General features: G+C 67.9%; 18 protein-coding genes. 14 read left to right on the top strand and 4 right to left on the bottom strand.

Features of this window, described 5'->3' with window-relative positions; translation table 11 throughout:
- Nucleotides 1–104: 104 nt before the first annotated feature.
- Both OG817_RS26650 and OG817_RS26645 read left to right on the top strand, forming a co-directional pair.
- Entirely contained in the window at nucleotides 105–1,274 is a 1,170-nt protein-coding gene (locus tag OG817_RS26650) for a sensor histidine kinase (RefSeq protein ID WP_406047350.1), read from the top strand.
- Nucleotides 1,271–1,954 (top strand): response regulator, encoded by a 684-nt coding sequence (locus OG817_RS26645; protein WP_406047349.1) that lies wholly within the window; start codon nucleotides 1,271–1,273, stop codon nucleotides 1,952–1,954. Before OG817_RS26650 ends, OG817_RS26645 begins: the two co-directional genes overlap by 4 nt.
- A gap of 6 nt (nucleotides 1,955–1,960) precedes the next feature.
- On the opposite strand, the gene OG817_RS26640 is transcribed toward OG817_RS26645, so the two are convergent.
- Entirely contained in the window at nucleotides 1,961–3,226 is a 1,266-nt protein-coding gene (locus tag OG817_RS26640; RefSeq protein ID WP_406047348.1) for a sensor histidine kinase, read from the bottom strand.
- An 18-nt stretch (nucleotides 3,227–3,244) separates the two neighbouring features.
- On the bottom strand, nucleotides 3,245–3,901 hold the full coding sequence (locus OG817_RS26635; RefSeq protein WP_406047347.1) for a response regulator transcription factor: 657 nt from the start codon (nucleotides 3,899–3,901) through the stop codon (nucleotides 3,245–3,247).
- Nucleotides 3,902–3,996: 95 nt separating this feature from the next.
- On the opposite strand from OG817_RS26635, the gene OG817_RS26630 reads away from it, so the two are divergent.
- From OG817_RS26630 to OG817_RS26580, 11 genes are all read left to right on the top strand, one after another.
- The gene (locus tag OG817_RS26630; protein WP_396395215.1) at nucleotides 3,997–4,725 is read left to right on the top strand and encodes an ABC transporter ATP-binding protein; all 729 of its coding nucleotides are present in this window, start codon (nucleotides 3,997–3,999) and stop codon (nucleotides 4,723–4,725) included.
- A complete protein-coding gene (locus tag OG817_RS26625) occupies nucleotides 4,718–5,485 on the top strand; it encodes an ABC transporter permease (protein ID WP_406047346.1) in 768 nt (255 codons plus the stop codon). Before OG817_RS26630 ends, OG817_RS26625 begins: the two co-directional genes overlap by 8 nt.
- A complete protein-coding gene (locus tag OG817_RS26620; RefSeq protein ID WP_406047345.1) occupies nucleotides 5,482–5,937 on the top strand; it encodes a hypothetical protein in 456 nt (151 codons plus the stop codon). Before OG817_RS26625 ends, OG817_RS26620 begins: the two co-directional genes overlap by 4 nt.
- A gap of 130 nt (nucleotides 5,938–6,067) precedes the next feature.
- Nucleotides 6,068–6,466 (top strand): PPOX class F420-dependent oxidoreductase, encoded by a 399-nt coding sequence (locus tag OG817_RS26615; RefSeq protein WP_360440988.1) that lies wholly within the window; start codon nucleotides 6,068–6,070, stop codon nucleotides 6,464–6,466.
- 92 nt (nucleotides 6,467–6,558) lie between these two features.
- The gene (locus tag OG817_RS26610; RefSeq protein ID WP_406047344.1) at nucleotides 6,559–8,496 is read left to right on the top strand and encodes a glycoside hydrolase family 43 protein; all 1,938 of its coding nucleotides are present in this window, start codon (nucleotides 6,559–6,561) and stop codon (nucleotides 8,494–8,496) included.
- 114 nt (nucleotides 8,497–8,610) lie between these two features.
- Entirely contained in the window at nucleotides 8,611–8,928 is a 318-nt protein-coding gene (locus OG817_RS26605) for a PadR family transcriptional regulator (protein WP_202873292.1), read from the top strand.
- Nucleotides 8,929–8,931: 3 nt separating this feature from the next.
- On the top strand, nucleotides 8,932–9,300 hold the full coding sequence (locus tag OG817_RS26600; RefSeq protein WP_406047343.1) for a DUF1048 domain-containing protein: 369 nt from the start codon (nucleotides 8,932–8,934) through the stop codon (nucleotides 9,298–9,300).
- Nucleotides 9,300–10,058, top strand: coding sequence for an ABC transporter ATP-binding protein (locus OG817_RS26595; RefSeq protein ID WP_406047342.1), 759 nt, complete (start codon nucleotides 9,300–9,302; stop codon nucleotides 10,056–10,058). The genes OG817_RS26600 and OG817_RS26595 overlap by 1 nt, the downstream gene beginning before the upstream one ends.
- An 8-nt stretch (nucleotides 10,059–10,066) precedes the next feature.
- Entirely contained in the window at nucleotides 10,067–10,828 is a 762-nt protein-coding gene (locus tag OG817_RS26590) for an ABC transporter permease (protein WP_406047341.1), read from the top strand.
- A 117-nt stretch (nucleotides 10,829–10,945) separates the two neighbouring features.
- Nucleotides 10,946–13,081 carry an MMPL family transporter gene (locus OG817_RS26585; RefSeq protein ID WP_406047340.1) on the top strand — a complete coding sequence of 712 codons (2,136 nt, stop codon included), beginning with the start codon at nucleotides 10,946–10,948 and terminating at the stop codon, nucleotides 13,079–13,081.
- 68 nt (nucleotides 13,082–13,149) lie between these two features.
- Nucleotides 13,150–13,284 (top strand): hypothetical protein, encoded by a 135-nt coding sequence (locus tag OG817_RS26580; protein ID WP_406047339.1) that lies wholly within the window; start codon nucleotides 13,150–13,152, stop codon nucleotides 13,282–13,284.
- A gap of 9 nt (nucleotides 13,285–13,293) precedes the next feature.
- Here OG817_RS26580 and sigJ read toward each other — a convergent pair whose 3' ends face one another.
- Entirely contained in the window at nucleotides 13,294–14,190 is an 897-nt protein-coding gene (sigJ, locus tag OG817_RS26575; RefSeq protein WP_406047338.1) for an RNA polymerase sigma factor SigJ, read from the bottom strand.
- Nucleotides 14,191–14,334: 144 nt separating this feature from the next.
- Here sigJ and OG817_RS26570 point away from each other — a divergent pair, with 144 nt between their 5' ends.
- Nucleotides 14,335–14,853, top strand: a complete 519-nt coding sequence (locus tag OG817_RS26570; protein WP_406047337.1) for a carboxymuconolactone decarboxylase family protein — start codon at nucleotides 14,335–14,337, stop codon at nucleotides 14,851–14,853.
- Nucleotides 14,854–14,864: 11 nt separating this feature from the next.
- On the opposite strand, the gene OG817_RS26565 is transcribed toward OG817_RS26570, so the two are convergent.
- Complete coding sequence (locus tag OG817_RS26565; RefSeq protein WP_396395228.1) at nucleotides 14,865–15,920, bottom strand: LacI family DNA-binding transcriptional regulator; 1,056 nt, start codon at nucleotides 15,918–15,920, stop codon at nucleotides 14,865–14,867.
- Between the last annotated feature and the right edge of the window lie 116 nt (nucleotides 15,921–16,036).

Below are 16,036 nucleotides of genomic sequence, written 5' to 3'. Positions count from 1 at the left end.
GACGCTACGGCTCGGCCCGGCAGATTTCGTCACGCTCCTGAGCGCTCTGGTCGTCCCTCGCGTGGGGGACGACCGGGGTGACGGACCGGGCGGACAATGAGTCTGTGAGCCAGGTCCGTGAGCTGGGCGACCGGGCGTTCGTTGCCGTCCGCAGGATCGCCGACACCCGCGATGCGTACGTCGTCGTGGCGGTCCTGCTCGCACTGCTCGCGGTCATGGAGTCTGCGGGCCGCGGCGACCGGAGCGGCATGGACCAAGGGACGGCACTGCTCCTCGGGCTGTGTGCGACGGTGCCGCTCGCATTCCTGCCGGCCCATCCGATTCCCGCAGCGCTGGCAGTCACGCTGGCGAACAGCGTGTTGCTCGCCAGCCCCGAGACGCCGTACGTCGCGGCGGTGCTGGCCGGGATGATCGCTGCGTACCGGTTGGCGCGGAGCAGATCGCGTCTGGTGGCGTTCCCGATGCTGCTGCCGTTCGTGGTGCTCGCGCTCGGTGAGCCGCGGGTGGATTCGACTGTGGTGCTGGTCCTGATGACGGCCGCAGTCCTGCTCGGCACCGCCGTACGGGAACGCGGTACGGCGGTGGCTGCAGCGGCAGCCGAGCGCGAGACCGCGGAGACCCTGCATGATTACGCCGCAAGGGGTGAGCGAGCCCGGATCGCCCGCGAACTGCACGACGTCGTCGCGCACCACATCTCGATCATCGCCGTCCAGGCCGAGACCGCCCGGCTGTCCACACCAGGCTTGCCGCCGGAGGGTGCGCAACGGCTGATCGCGATCGGCGACACCGCGCGGTCCGCTCTCACCGAGATGCGCCGGCTGCTCGGCGTACTGCGCGAAGATGCTGACACCGGCACTCGGGCCGTGCGGGCACCGCAGCCCGGTCTGGAAGAGCTGAACGCACTCGTCGACGAAGCGCGCGCGTCGTCCGGCGCAAGCACGCGCTTGATCGTGCGCGGCGGTGTCGTCCCGCTCGATCCGGGGGTCCAGCTGACGGCGTTCCGCATCGTGCAGGAGGCGCTGACCAACGCACGCCGGCACGCACCGGGCGCGGCCGCTGACGTGGAGTTGGACTACACCGACGAGACACTGCGGGTGCGGATCCGCGACAGCGGTCCGGGCCCGGCCCTCGACCCCGACGGCACCGGTGGGCACGGGCTGGTGGGCATGCGCGAGCGCGCCGCGATGATGGGCGGTTCCCTGACCTTCGGCCGATCCGTGGGCGGCGGTTTCGTGGTCGAGGCTGTCCTTCCGATCCCGCTGGACGCGCCATGACGACACCGACACGGATCGCCGTCGTCGACGATCAGGAGGTCATCCGCGCCGGATTCGGCACGCTCCTCGGTACCCAGCCGGACTTCGTCGTCGCGGGCACCGCTGCCGACGGCTCCGAGGCGGTCCGGTTGTGTCGCGACCAGGCGTTGGACGTCGTCCTGATGGATGTCCGGATGCCGGTCCTGGACGGTATCGAGGCGACCCGTCGCATCGTGACCGACTCCGGTCCCACGGCAGGTCCGCGGATCCTGATGCTGACCACGTTCGACCTGGACGAGCACGTGTACGACGCTCTGGCCGCCGGAGCCAGCGGCTTCCTGCTCAAGGACGTGACCGCGGAACGCCTCTTCGACGCGGTCCGGGTGATCGCGTCCGGCGGTGGTCTGCTCGCGCCCACCGTGACACGCCGGTTGATCGCGGAGTTCGCCCGGCGTCGTCCGGCCGGCGACCCGGCGGTGTCTCTCGGCCACCTCACACCGCGCGAGATCGAGGTGCTCCGACTGATCGCCGGGGGTCTGTCCAAACCTGAGATCGCGACCCGGCTGGTGGTCAGCGACGAGACCGTCAAGACCCACGTCAGCCGGTTGCTCGGCAAGCTCGGCGCACGCGATCGCACCCAGGCCGTGATCGCCGCCTACGAGTCAGGCCTCGTCGTCCCCGGTGCCTCCCACGACCGCTGAGCGGCCTCAGGTGTGGTCGGCCTGTGGAAGCTTGGCTTCGAGGGTGGCGCCTCCGGTGTCGGCGGTGCGGATCGTGATCGTGCCGTGGTGGCGTTCGATGATGGTGGCAACGATCGCCAGGCCGAGGCCGGTGCCGCCGGCGTCGCGGGAGCGGGCTGGGTTCAGCCGGACGAACCGGTCGAAGACGCGGGTTCGGTCGGCTGTGGGGACGCCGGGACCGTCGTCGCTGATGGCGAGGACGACGGTGGTGGCGGACTCCGTGAGGGTGAACGCGATCCTGCTCCGGGCGTGCCGCGCGGCGTTGTCGGCGAGGTTGTGGATCATCCGGGCCAGCGCCACCTCGTCGCCGCGGACCTGACCGCCGGACACGCCGGCTGTGTCGATCGCCAGGCTTGTTGCCGATCGCAACCGTTGCGCCTCGGCGAGGACGAGGTCGTCGAGATCGACCGGGGTGTTCGGAGGTTCCGTGTGGTCCTCGTCGGAGCGGGCCAGCAACAGCAGATCGTCGACCAGGCCTTGCATCCGCACATCTTCCTCGAGGACTGTCGTCGCCAGCTCGGGGACGGTCGTGCGCCCGGGATGGGCCCGCGCGACCTCGGCGTGCTGGCGGATCGCCGCGATCGGGGACCGCAACTCGTGCGAGGCATCGGAGACGAACCGCAGCCGGCTCTCCTGCGACCGCTGCAGGCGATCGAGCATCCGGTTCATCGTCCTGGCCAGTCGGCCGATCTCGTCGGTGCGTGCGGCGGGGACCCGGCGGTGGAGCTCGGTCGCGGTGATCTCGTCGACCTCACGCCGGATCGCCGTGACCGGCGCCAGGACCCGCCCTGTCACCACCCAGGTCACACCGCCGACGATCAGCATCATCAACGGCACCCCGACCAGGAGGACGCGACGTACGAACCGGGTCGAGTCCAGCACATCCACCAAGGGCTTACCCACGATCACGTCACCACCGGTGGCGACCGGTGCCGCGGCGAAGACGAAGTCCTCGGGATAACCGGGAGGTTCGACCGAGACGCAGCCGTTGGCAGGCGGAGAAGCGATCGTCTCGCCACCGCCCTGTACTGCGGTCCACTGGATCAGTTCGCTGTTCGTCGACTGCGGCCGGTCTGCGCCGGTCGCCGAGCTCAGTTGCGCAACTCGGTCCCGCGCGTCCTGGCATACCTGGTCGGTGAGCACCGAGCCGAGCAAGGCGACGAGCACCAGGGCGCCTGCGACGAGCGCGAGGCCGAGCACCAACACCGCTGTGATTGTCACCCGCAGCCGCATGGCGTGACCTCCCCATCGTCAATCGGCAAGTCGGTAGCCGGCTCCGCGCAGGGTCGTGATGGAGTCCTGCCCGAGCTTGGTGCGGAGCCGCCGGATGTAGACCTCGATGATGTTCGGGTCGCCGTCGAAGTCGTAGTCCCAGACGTGGTCGAGGATCGTTCGTTTCGACACCACCTGACCATGCCGCCGAACAAGGAACTCCAGCAACGACAGCTCCCGCGCGGTCAGCACCAGCTCGACCTCACCGGCCCAGGCTCTCCGGGCCGCGGGATCCAGCCGCAGGTGACCGGCTTCCAGCACGCACGGTCGTTCCGCCGCACCCCGCCGTACCAGGGCACGGAGCCTGGCGATCAGGACGGCGTACGAGAAGGGCTTGGTGAGATAGTCGTCCGCGCCGGTGTCCAGGGCACGGATCTGGTCGGTGTCCGCATCCCGTGCCGTCAGCATCAGGATCGGCGTCCACACCTGCTCGGCCCGCAGCGTCGCACAGATCTCGAACCCGTCGAGCTCCGGCAGCATCAGATCCAGCAGGACGACGTCGTACCCGTACTCGCGGGCGAGCCACAGTCCGTCGGTCCCGGTCAGCGCGACGTCGACGGCGTACCCCTCTGCCTCCAGGCCGGCCCGCAGACCCTTGGCCAGCCGGAGTTCGTCCTCCACCACCAGCGCGCGCATCACCCACCTCCAGGCGATCCTCCTCCATTCTGGCTGAATCCCGGCTGAATGCACCGTTCAGCGGGGATTCAGCCGTGCGGACCTACCGTCGGCCCATGGCGACCATCGAGGCGATCGGCCTCAGCAAGCGGTACGGCGCGCGCAACGCCCTCGACGGACTCACCTTCGCCGCGGACGCGGGCGAGGTGATCGGACTGCTCGGCCCCAACGGCGCCGGGAAGACGACCACGATCCGCCTGCTCACAACGATCCTCGAGCCGACCGGCGGGACCTTCAGCGTCGCCGGCGTACCCAGCGATCAGCCGCACCGGATCAGGCAGCGCATCGGCGTTCTGCCGGAGAGCGCCGGCTATCCGGCGCGGCAGACCGGCGCGGAGTACCTCCGCTACGCAGCGCGGCTGTTCGGATCGAGTCGCCACGATGCACGCGAGGTGGCCGGCCGATTGCTGACCGACGTCGGTCTCGGCGATCGAGCGGGTGCACCGATCTCGACGTACAGCCGGGGTATGAAGCAACGGCTCGGGATCGCCCGTGCGTTGGTCAACGACCCTGCGGTCGTGTTCCTGGACGAGCCGACGCTCGGGCTGGACCCGGCCGGTCAGCGCGAGATTCTGAGCACCATCGCGGACATCGCCGATCGACGCGGTGTGACGGTGGTGCTGTCGACACACACGCTCACCGAGGTCGAGCAGGTCTGCGGCAGCGTGCTCATTCTCGACCACGGCAGGCTTCGGGCGGCCGGACCGATCGCCGGAATCGTCGCAGGAGCGGGCAGCCTGAGTGCCGCGTTCCTCGACCTGACCGGGGAGAGCGGTCATGACTAAGTGGACAGTGGTTGCCGAGCAGGAGAGCCGAGACCTCTGGATCGGCGGCCGCGGACCGGTGCTGGTGTTCGGGTTCAGCATCCTGCTCAGCGCGATGACCTACCTGGCCGCGACCAATCGGGCCATGAACTTCCTCGAGCAACGCGAGGCGGTCAACCTCACGGTCCAGGTCGGGCTGGCGGTCGGGGTCCTGCTCACGGTCGTGGTCAGTGCGGATGCGATCAGCGGCGAGCGCGAACGCGGCACGTTCGAGGCACTCCTGCTCACGCCCGTGTCCCGGCACGCGATCGTCGTCGGCAAGCTCGCGGCCGCCTCGACGATGTGGCTGGCCTGCCTGGCCGTCACGCTCCCTTATCTGTGGGTGCTCGGCCGCGGGGTGGCAGGCGCGGGCCAGGCGGCGCTCCTCGCCCTCGTCGTCGGGACGCTGGTCGCCATCGGGCTCGGCGGCATCGGAATGCTCTTCAGCGGCTTGACGAACTCCAACAAGACGAGCCTGGCGTGCGGCCTGCTCCTGTTGCTCGTGCTGTTCGCGCCGACCCAACTGCCTGCGCTGCCGAGGACCGGATTCGGCGAGGTGCTGACCCGGATCAACCCGATCGGGTCCGCCCTGCACTACATCTCCCAGATCCTTGTCGGCCGCCGTGGCTGGACCAACGACCTCAGCTACCTGGTTGCGCCGGTCGTGGGCGCACTGGTCGTTGTCGCGGTCCTGATCGCGGCCGGCCCTCGACTCGTCCGGCTGACTGCGGGGCTGCGATGAACCTGCTCAGCCTGATCGCCACCGTGGTGATGGCCAACCCGACGATCACGATGAATCAGGACCAACTGACCACGCAGATCGGCCAGACCCTCACCGTGGAGTCGGTCGTCAGCGAGTCCGGTCCGGCCATCGCGCATCTCAACGTGGTCAGCCTCGACGGCGTGTACGTCGATCTGGAGGACTGGACGCAGGACGTCACCCAGCCGGTCCCGGCCGGCCGGGAAACCCAGCTGGACTGGGAGTTCCAGGCCGTCAATCCCGGTCACTTCGCGGTGTACGTCGTACTGATCCCGCAAAGCGGAGCTCTCGTCGCCGGACCACCGGTCCACGTCACCGTCTCACCACGCCAGACCCTCGACACCGGTGGTGTTGTGCCGGTGGCGATCGCCGTACCGGCATTGCTCGGCGCCGCCGCTTTGATCGGGCGCCTCAGGCGTGCAGCAAGGGCTTGAGGTCGTTGCCGAGGAAGTGCACGAAGGTGTCATGCGACCATGCTCGTCCAGACCACGGACAGGCTCGACGCACGCGACAACGCGATGCCAGTCTTGTCGGACCACGACCGACGTACATCAGGAGGCGAGAGTGGAGATTCCGGCCGAGTTCGAGGAACTGTTGTCATCGGCAACAGTCGCGTTCGTTGGGACGATCGGTAAGCGAGGTGAGCCGCAGGTGACTCCGCTGTGGTTCCTCTGGGACGGCGAGCGCGTGCGGATCAGCCTGGTGGAGGGCCGCCAGAAGTTGCGCAACCTGCAACGTGACCCGCGGATCTCGGTCGTGATCGTGGACCCGGCCCGGCCGACGTACTACCTGGAACTGCGGGGGCGGGTCGAGGAGTTGATCGCCGACCCGGATCTCGCGCTGGAGCAGGCGATCGCCCGGAAGTACACCGGCGACTGGGCAGACGTCGAACCGCCGGGTACGACGCGGTACGCGGCAGCGATCATCGTGGAACGCACCACAAGCCAGCTAGGCAGCCCTTGACGGCACCCTCCTGGCGGGGCTGTAATCGATGTCGCCAGCCGTGTTGACGTAAACATCCTTACTGCCCGTCCGCCCCGACGTAAGGACCCCGGATGAGACTGATCAGACTCGCCGTCCTGAGCGCAACGCTCACCCTGCTGGCCCCGGCCGCGATCGCCGCCCCGGCCCCACCCGCACCCACGACCTACAACTCGTTCCGCCCCGGCGCCGAATGGCTCGACACCACGGGCCAGGTGATCCAGGCACATGGCGGCCAGGTGGTGCCGTCGACCGACGACCAGGGCCGGCGGATCTGGTACTGGTACGGCGAGGATCGCAGCAACGGGTACTTCGACTCACCCGGAGTCCACGTCTACGCGTCGTACGACTTGTACAACTGGAGGGACGAGGGCCTCGCTCTGCGGGCGATGAGTTCACCGGACCAGTTCACGGACGACAAGTACTTCGCGAAGCTGTACAAGCACTACACCGCCGCGCAGAAGGAGATCGTCTGGCGCGACCTGTCCACCAACAGTGTCCGCACCGACGGGTGGGCCAGACCGTCGATCCTCGAGCGGCCGAAGGTGATCCACAACAAGGCGACCGGCCAGTGGATCATGTGGGTGCACTCCGACGGACCGTCGTCCCCGGCCGGTACGTCGACCTACGCGCGGGCCGAGGCCGGGGTCGCGATCGCGGATTCGCCGACCGGGCCGTTCCGGTGGACCGACTCGTACCGGCTGAACCGCGTGCCGAGCGACTCGGTGCCGTGGTGTGGGACCGGGTCCGCGTTCGACCCGGCCGGCGGCATGGCCCGGGACATGAACCTGTTCGTCGACGACGACGGGACGGCGTACATCGTCTACTCCTCCGAGGAGAACCGGACGATGTACATCTCGAAGCTGAACAAGTCGTACACGTACCTGTCCGCGCCACCCGAGAAGGCCGTGCAGGGGAAGGACTTCGTGCGGACGCTCGCGTGCAACCAGCGGGAGGCGCCGGCGCTGTTCAAGTCCGAGGGCACCTATTACCTGATCACCTCAGGTGCCACGGGATGGGATCCGAACCCGGCGCGCTACGCCACTGCGACGAGCGTTCTCGGCCAGTGGACCGACAAGGGCAGCCCGATCAGTGGGGCAGGCGCGGCGGACACCTATCGGTCGCAGAGTACGTCGGTGATCCCGGTCGATCCGGCGCGGAACAAGTACGCGTTCATGGGGGACCGGTGGACTCCGGATGACCTGGCCAACGCGCCGTACATCTGGATGCCGATGAGCTTCGGCGAGGGCGGCAGCCTGTCGATCGGCCCCGACCAGGAGTGGACACTGCGCGACCTGGCGCCGTACCAGCGCTGGACTGTCGAGACGGCGCTGCCGGATCACGTCTGGCTGAACGACGCCAGCACGTTGCCGGCCGCAGTCAGTGTGAAGACGGCGGCGGGCTCACAGCAGGTCGCGGTCACGTGGGATGCGTCGACCATCGCGCAGCCGGGGCCGGCGAGCCTCCGCGGCACTCTGTCGGACGGCCGTACGTTCACGCGGGCCGTCATGGTCGTCCCGCACAACGTTCGGTACGCCGTCAACGCGGGCGGTGCCGCGACGCCGGACTGGCAGACGCTGATGCAGACCGCCGCCAGTGAAGGGGCCCTGCTGAATTCGGGCCCCGAGCAACCATTGGGAGTCGATCCCGTCACCGGGACGACCTGGGGTTACACCGGGTCGAGCGCACCCGCGGGGAGTGGGGACCTGTACAGCACGTTGCGCTACGCCAAGGATCACGAGGCGCTCGTCTACACCTTCGCTGGCCTGGAGCCGGGGACGTACACGGTCCACGCCGGGTACTTCGATCCGTGGCCGTGGGCGAACCGCGCCGCCGAGGTCACGGTCAACGGTTCGATCGTCGACCAGCAGCGTCTGTTCACGGGCACCGGTACGGCGGCGTCGTACGGCGGGATCGCGGTCGGTGCCGACGGCAACATCACCGTCTCCATCGCGCCGACTCGCGCCCCAGACATCCAAGTCAGCTGGCTGATGGTCTCCCGCGACAGCTGACTCGTGCCCCCGGTGACCGCCGGGGGCACAGTTGTGTCCGCGCTATTCAGTGCTACTATCTACTGGTAGTCAGCAGCACTGAGTAGTACGAGGAGGTGAGCCGTGGTCAAACAGATGACGGAGATGCTGAAGGGCACGTTGGAGGGGATCGTGCTCGCGATGCTGCTCGGGCGGCCCGCGTACGGCTACGAGATCACCGCGTGGTTGCGGGAGCAGGGCTTCACCGACATCGCCGAGGGCACCATCTACGCCCTGCTGGTCAGGTTCGAGCGACGGGGTCTCGTCGACGTGGAGAAGGTCCCGTCGGAAAAGGGCCCGCCGCGCAAGGTGTATTCCCTCAACGCTCAGGGTCAGGAATATCTCGACGAGTTCTGGAGGACATGGAGCTTCCTCTCCGAACGGCTCGAACAGCTCCGCGAAGGAGGTCGGTAGGAAATGGCTGCACGATGGATCGAGAAGGTCACCGGACCTCTCGACGAGAAGAAGCGATGGCGGCAGTACAAGGCGCGCACGCGCGAGCTCCCGCCGAACTATCGCACGGCGGTCGAGGCCATCGAGCGGTACTTGATGTACTTCGGGCGCGGCGAGGCCGGTCTGACCACGATGTACGAGGACCTCATCGACCTGTTCGAGCAGAGCGCGGCGGCCGGGACACCGATCCGCGACATTGTCGGGGAGGACCCGGTGGAGTTCGTCGAGACCTTCGTCCAGAACTACCCGGACGGGCAGTGGCGAATTCGCGAGCAGAACCGGCTGAACAAAGCCATCGCAGACGCTGCCGGAGAAGACGAGAGGCCCGTTTGATGACGACCCGGTCCGTCATCCAGGTGCAGGGCCTGGAGAAGTCGTACAAGGAACTGAAGGTACTGCGCGGCGTGGACTTCGACGTGCAGCGGGGCAGCATCTTCGCCCTGCTCGGCTCGAACGGGGCGGGCAAGACGACGGTCGTGCGGATCCTGTCCACGCTGCTCAAGGCCGACGCGGGGACGGCCACGGTGAACGGCTTCGACGTCGCGACCCAACCGGACAAGGTGCGGGAGTCGTTCAGCCTGACGGGTCAGTTCGCCGCCGTCGACGAGATCCTCAGCGGGCGGGAGAATCTCGTGCTGATCGCCAAGTTGCGGCACCTCGACGACCCGGGCGCGATCGCGGACGATCTGCTCGCCCGGTTCTCGCTGACCGAGGCGGGCGGGCGGCGGGTTGCGACGTACTCGGGCGGCATGCGTCGCCGCCTCGACATCGCGATGAGCCTGATCGGGAATCCGCCGGTCATCTTCCTCGACGAGCCGACCACCGGGCTCGACCCGCAGGCGCGGATCGAGGTGTGGAACAGCGTCAAGGAACTCGCCGAGCACGGCACGACAGTGCTGCTCACCACCCAGTACCTGGACGAGGCCGAGAAACTCGCCGACCGGATCGCGATCCTCCATCAGGGCCACATCATCGTCAACGGCACCCTCGCCGAACTGAGGCAACTCCTCCCGCCGGCCAAGGTCGAGTACGTCGAGAAGCAGCCGACCCTCGAGGACGTCTTCCTCACCCTGGTCGGCACGGACAAGTAAGGACAACCATGGCCACGCATCTCCTCGGCGACACCGCCGTACTCACCGGGCGATCCCTGCGTCACATCACCCGCAGCCCGGACACCATCATCACCACCGCACTCATGCCGATCGCGATGATGCTGCTGTTCGTCTACGTGTTCGGCGGCGCGATCGACACCGGGTCGATGTCGTACGTGAACTACCTCCTGCCCGGCATCCTGCTCATCACGATCGCGTCCGGCGTTGCCTACACCGCATTCCGGCTCTTCACGGATCTGCAGGGCGGGATCTTCGAGCGTTTCCAGTCCCTGCCGATCGCGCGGTCGGGCGTGTTGTGGGGCCATGTGCTGACCTCGGTGGTCGCCAACCTGATCTCACTCGTGATCGTTGTGGGCGTCGCCCTCATCATGGGCTTCCGCACCGGAGCGGGAGTCGCGGCCTGGCTTGCGGTGGCCGGGATCCTGATCCTCTTCACCCTCGCGGTGACCTGGCTGGCCGTGGTCGCGGGCCTGTCCGCCAAGTCGGTGGACGGCGCGAGCGCGTTCTCGTACCCGCTCATCTTCCTGCCGTTCCTCAGTTCGGCGTTCGTGCCCACCGAGACCATGCCCGGCCCGGTGCGCGCCTTCGCCGAGAACCAGCCGGTGACGTCCATCGTCAACACGATCCGCGCGCTGTTCGCCGAGCAACCGGTCGGCTCCGACATCTGGATCGCCCTTGCTTGGTGCGTCGGCCTCCTGGTCGCCGCCTACGCCTTCGCGGTCGCGCTGTACCGGCGCAAGATCAGCTGACTCGCACCGCCCCGGACGGTGTCTGCGGCGTGTCAGCCGCGTGTCAGGACGGTCGGCGATCGTCGTGGCAACAAACCATGCGCCCTTGCACGCAACAAATTCCTGAAAGGATCTGTCATGTTCGCACGACTGGGCTCGCTGGTCGTTCGCCATCCCTGGCGAACGATCGGCGCCTGGGTGGTGATCATCATCGGGGTCGTCGCGACGGCCCCGGCACTGAACTCGACCACGGACCAATCCGCCTTCCTGCCGTCGCACTACGAGTCGATCCAGGCAGCCAAGCTGCAGGAGAAGGCCTTCCCCAACGCCGCCGCCCCCGCCGCGATCGTGGTGTTCGAACGATCCGACGGCGCACCGCTCACCGCGGCCGACACGGCGACGGTCGAATCCGTCACCGGGCAGCTGAACCAGGCAGAGCTGAAGGACGTCACCGGGATCCAATCGGTCCCACCGCCGGACAACCGACTCATCCAGATCGCCGCGGTGCAGATGACGAAGGTCACGAACCCCAGCGACACCAGGCAGAGCGACGCGGTCAAGGCGCTGCGTACGGCGTTGCAGGACAAGGTCGACGGCACCGACCTGAAGGCCGGCGTCACCGGTTCGGCCGCGCAGGCCCTCGACGCGCAGGAGTCCTCGACCAAGGGCCTGGCCATCGTCGGGATCGCCACCGTGGCGCTGATTCTGTTGCTGCTGCTGGTGATCTTCCGCAGTCCGGTGATCGCGCTGCTGCCGGTCGTGGTCATCGGGGCGATCTCCTCGGTCGTCAACGGCCTGATCGCCATGGTGAGCACGGCGTTCGATCTGAAGATCGACCCCTCGGTCAGTCCGATCCTGCTGGTGGTGCTGTTCGGGGTTGGTACCGACTACATCCTGTTCCTGATGTTCCGCTACCGCGAACGGCTGCGGGCCGGGGAGGATCCGAAGACCGCGATGGTCAGCGCCGTCACCCGGGTCGGTGAGGCGATCACCTCCGCCGCCGGCGCGGTGATCATCGCCTTCATGGCACTCACGCTGTCGACCCTCGGCCTGTTTCGCTCGCTCGGACCGGCGCTGGCGATCGCGGTGGCGGTGGCACTGCTGGCCGGGCTCACCTTGGTGCCGGCGATCGTCTCGCTGCTGGGCACGAAGGTGTTCTGGCCGTCGAAGGCCTGGCGCGTCGAGCCGAAGGGAGCCTCGTTCGCCAGGCTCGGTCGCGGGCTCGGTCGTCGTCCGGCGGTGTTCGCCGCGGCCTCCGGTGGTCTCTTGATCGTGCTGGGTGTCTTCGCCATCGGTTTCAACCCGACGTTCGATCTCACCTCGGGCTCGACCTCCGACACCTCCGAGTCCACGACGTACAGCAAGGAACTGCTCAAGGGTCTGCCCGCCGGCGTCACCCAGCCGTCGGACGTGCTGCTGCAGTCACCGAACCCGCTCAGCAAGACCCAGCTCGACACCTATCGCAGCGAGCTGACCCGAGTCGACGGAGTCGGCGAGGTCTCGGAACCCACGCTGTCGCGGGACAAATCGGTCGCCCACTTCCAGGTCACGCTGAAGACCGCGCCCGAATCGGACCAGGCGATCGAGACTGTCCGGGGACCGCTCCGTACGGCGGTCCACGAGGCCGCACCACCCGGGACCACCGCGGTGGTCGGCGGTCTGACCTCGGTGTTCGTCGACTTCCAGGATGCGATGAATCACGACTACAAGGTCGTGTTCCCGTTGGCGGCAGTCCTGATCATGATCGTGCTGGCGCTCCTGCTGCGCAGTCTGGTGGCGCCGTGGTACCTGATGGCGTCGGTGTTCCTGGGCTTCGGGGCCACGTTGGGTGCGACCGTCATGGTGTTCCAGCATCTGCGGGGCGAGAGCGGGCTCATTTTCACCCTGCCGGTGATCATGTACCTCTTCGTGGTTGCCCTAGGCACCGACTACAACATCCTGATGGTGGCCCGATTGCGGGAAGAGGCGCGTGAGGGCCGCAATCCGAGGGAAGCCGCCGCCCTGGCCCTGCACCACACCGGGCCGACCATCGCCGCGGCGGGCGTCATCCTGGCGGGCACCTTCGCCTCGATGATGCTGGCAGGCAACTCGACGCTGGCGCAGATGGGCTTCGCCATCTCGGTCGGCATCGCGATCGCGGCGTTCGTCATGGCGATGTTCTTCACCCCGGCGCTGACCGCCCTGATCGGCCACCGCGCCTGGTGGCCGGGTCACGGCGACACCCAGCAGAAGCCACAGCAAACCGAGGACCGAGAGCCGGTCCGGATCGGCTGATCCCAACCACCGGAGCCGGGCTGCCCGCGAGGGCAGCCCGGCTCCGGCATGTCTGGGTCAAAGCGGCAGTGGACCAGCACCGAGCCAAGCAGGCCGCCGAGTCACTGCTACGGATGGCGCACGCGCTGACCGCCCGCCTCGGCGGCCCGGTGCATGCCCCGGTCACTGTCGACTCAGTCCCACTGAAGAACCGCCGCTCCTGACCGACTCCGCTACCGCAGCGTCCACGGCCGGAGCTTCTCGGGGTTGCGCACGGCCCAGATGTGCGTGATCCGGCCGGCTGCGATGTCGAACGCGTACACGGTCACGATCACGCCGTCCTGCTCGGCGACCAGGCCGGGCTGGCCGTTGACCGTACGCTCCAGGATCGTGAGGCCGCCGTGCCTGTCGGCGAGCTCGACAAGGCCGCGCGCGAGCTGCCCGGCGCCTTCGAACGGGCGGCGCACGGTGGTGGCGAGTCCGCCGCCGTCGCCGGTTGCGGTGACATCGGGGTCGAGGAGGCCGACGAGGGCGTTGATGTCCTTGGCTTCCCAGGCCTGCTTGAAGTTCCCGACGATCGCGGCCTGCTGGGCGGTCGGGGGCGGCGGTGCCTGCGAGGTCCGGATGCGCCGGCGGGCCGACGAGGCCAGTTGCCGGCAGGCCACCGGCGTACGGCCGACGATGTCGGCGACTTCGGCGAACGGGTAGCGGAAGACGTCGTGCAGGATGAAGGCGACGCGCTCGGCCGGCGTCATCGCTTCGAGTACGACGAGGAAGGCCATGCCGATCGACTCGTCGAGGGTGATGCGGTCGGCCGGGTCGGTGGTGGTGCCTTCCGCAGGTGCGGGCAGGGGCTCGGGGATCCACTCGCCGACGTAGTTCTCCCGACGGGCTCGTGCCGAGTTGAGCACGTTGAGGCAGATGCGGCTCGCGACCTTGGTCAGCCAGGCGCCGGGCGAGTCGATGGCCTGTTGCTGCTGGGGGGACAAGGCGTACCAGCGGGCGTAGGTCTCCTGCACGGCGTCCTCGGCTTCGGCGAGCGAGCCGAGGAGCCTGTACGCGACGTTGATCAGCTGACGCCGTTCGCTCATGATCGCGCTCAGACTCTGATCGGGTCGATCGATGGTCATGGTGTCGCCGGCTCCTTCGGTTGCGTCTGTCCTCACCACTCCGACAAATCAGCGCCCCCGAATGTGACGTCGCCTCACATTCCCGGCGCGTGCCTTGTCGGACCGGGTGAGACACCATCCCGAACACCGGAAGGAAGACCTCACATGTCCACGCCGATCACCACCGCCGTCACGACGGAGCAGGACAGCATCCAGTCGCGCCTGCCCGACCTCACCAAGCTGTTCCCCGAGCTGGCGAAACTCTCCGGAGCCGCGCGCAGCGCCGTACGGAACGGGCCGGTTCCACAGGCCACCATCAACCTGATGCTGCTCCGCGGCGCGCAGATCGTTGGCAGCACCTACCACTCCGTCGCGATGACCGACAACCTGCGCAAGGCCGGGGAAACCGCCCAGCGCATCACCGCCGTCGCGACCTGGCAGGACGCGCCCTTCTTCACCGACGCCGAACGTGTCGCACTGGAGCTCATCGAGGCCGTTCTCACCCCGAACCCGTTCGGCGAACGCGTCCCCGACGAACTGTTCGCCAAAGCATCCGCCCTGTACGACGACGAGGAGCTCTGGATCCTCACCATGGCCATCGGCCACTTCGGCATGTTCGTCCCGGTCGCCCTCATCGCCAAGCCCATCCCCGGCAGACCCATCGGCAAGAACTACAGCAGATGACACCAACATCCTCAGGCCGGTTCGGTTGTTGCACTCGTTGGCCGGCTCGACTCGCGGACGATGATGTCGTGCGGGACGGTGTAGACGCGGGCCGGGTCCCGGTTGCCCTCGATCCTGCTGATCAAGGCCTCGAATGTCTTGTCCGCAAGGAGATCCAGGTCGGTGGCAACACTGCTCAGACTGGGGGACAGGTAGCGTCCGTCGATGATGTTGTCCCAGCCGATCACGGCCACGTCCTCGGGCACCCGGACCTGGTGCTCGATGAAGGTCCGGATGGCGCCGATCGCCAGCAGGTCGCTGGCGCAGACCAACGCGTCGATCTCGCCGATCCGGGGCAGTAGCTGCTCGGCCACCGCCGAACCCGACTCCCGGCTGTAGCGGTCGCAGCGGAGCAACCAGTCGTCGCGGCTCTCCAGGTCCAACTCCCGCACCGCGGCGCGGTAGCCCTCGAGTCGTAACTGGCCGACGCTCGACGGCCGGGACGGATTGCCACCGACGTAGGCGATCCGCCGCCGGCCGCCGTCGGCCAGATGCCGGACGACATCCCGGGCGGACTGCTCGTTGTCGATCGCGACGTAGTCCGCGGTGCCCTCACTCAAGTGCTCACCGAGCAGCACCATCGGGGTGAACCGGCTCATGTCCGCCATCCGCCGCGGATCCACCGCCAGCGGGCTGTAGATCACCCCGTCGATGCTGTGGCCGGGATATCCGCCGGCGGCGCGCAGTTCGTGCTCGTCGCTGCGCCCGGTCTCGTCGGTGAAGACGGCGTACCCGTGCCGTTCCCCAGCCATGATCAAGGCGTGCGCCAACGCGCCCAGGTACGGCTCGTCGATCCGCGGAACGGCGAGCGCGACGATGTTGCTGCGGCCGCTCTGCAGTTGCCGGCCGACCAGTGACGGGGTGTAGCCCAGTTCGGCGATGGCGGCCTTGACCCGGGCCCGGGTCTCGGCCTTCACGTGCCGCCGCTCGTGGACCACGTTGGTCACGGTCTTCAACGACACCCCGGCCAGCTCCGCGACGTCCTTCAGCCGGGCCGGACGACCCGGTAGGCCGTTCTCAGGCGTCATCGTTGTCCCTTCGACTACCTCAGCCACATCTTGACAGAGCCCACGAGCCCGGTCAGCATACTTCTAACGTTAGAACTTCTAACGTTAGAAACGCTTCCGATGCAGTGCAACCGCCG

The organism is Kribbella sp. NBC_00889, assembly GCF_045207705.1.
GTDB lineage: Bacteria > Actinomycetota > Actinomycetes > Propionibacteriales > Kribbellaceae > Kribbella.
The sequence above is the reverse complement of the archived record's forward strand: the minus strand, read 5'-3'. Positions and strand labels throughout refer to the sequence as shown.

Bases quoted from the DNA above. Each gene is read 5' to 3' on its own strand.
- OG817_RS26625 (WP_406047346.1), top strand. From the start codon at position 4,718: ATGACTAAGTGGACAGTGGTTGCCGAGCAGGAGAGCCGAGACCTCTGG.
- OG817_RS26585 (WP_406047340.1), top strand. From the start codon at position 10,946: ATGTTCGCACGACTGGGCTCGCTGGTCGTTCGCCATCCCTGGCGAACG.
- OG817_RS26630 (WP_396395215.1), top strand. From the start codon at position 3,997: ATGGCGACCATCGAGGCGATCGGCCTCAGCAAGCGGTACGGCGCGCGC.
- OG817_RS26595 (WP_406047342.1), top strand. From the start codon at position 9,300: ATGACGACCCGGTCCGTCATCCAGGTGCAGGGCCTGGAGAAGTCGTAC.
- OG817_RS26570 (WP_406047337.1), top strand. From the start codon at position 14,335: ATGTCCACGCCGATCACCACCGCCGTCACGACGGAGCAGGACAGCATC.
- OG817_RS26605 (WP_202873292.1), top strand. From the start codon at position 8,611: ATGACGGAGATGCTGAAGGGCACGTTGGAGGGGATCGTGCTCGCGATG.
- OG817_RS26640 (WP_406047348.1), bottom strand. From the start codon at position 3,226: ATGCGGCTGCGGGTGACAATCACAGCGGTGTTGGTGCTCGGCCTCGCG.
- OG817_RS26600 (WP_406047343.1), top strand. From the start codon at position 8,932: ATGGCTGCACGATGGATCGAGAAGGTCACCGGACCTCTCGACGAGAAG.
- sigJ (WP_406047338.1), bottom strand. From the start codon at position 14,190: ATGACCATCGATCGACCCGATCAGAGTCTGAGCGCGATCATGAGCGAA.
- OG817_RS26620 (WP_406047345.1), top strand. From the start codon at position 5,482: ATGAACCTGCTCAGCCTGATCGCCACCGTGGTGATGGCCAACCCGACG.
- OG817_RS26565 (WP_396395228.1), bottom strand. From the start codon at position 15,920: ATGACGCCTGAGAACGGCCTACCGGGTCGTCCGGCCCGGCTGAAGGAC.
- OG817_RS26645 (WP_406047349.1), top strand. From the start codon at position 1,271: ATGACGACACCGACACGGATCGCCGTCGTCGACGATCAGGAGGTCATC.
- OG817_RS26590 (WP_406047341.1), top strand. From the start codon at position 10,067: ATGGCCACGCATCTCCTCGGCGACACCGCCGTACTCACCGGGCGATCC.
- OG817_RS26635 (WP_406047347.1), bottom strand. From the start codon at position 3,901: ATGCGCGCGCTGGTGGTGGAGGACGAACTCCGGCTGGCCAAGGGTCTG.
- OG817_RS26610 (WP_406047344.1), top strand. From the start codon at position 6,559: ATGAGACTGATCAGACTCGCCGTCCTGAGCGCAACGCTCACCCTGCTG.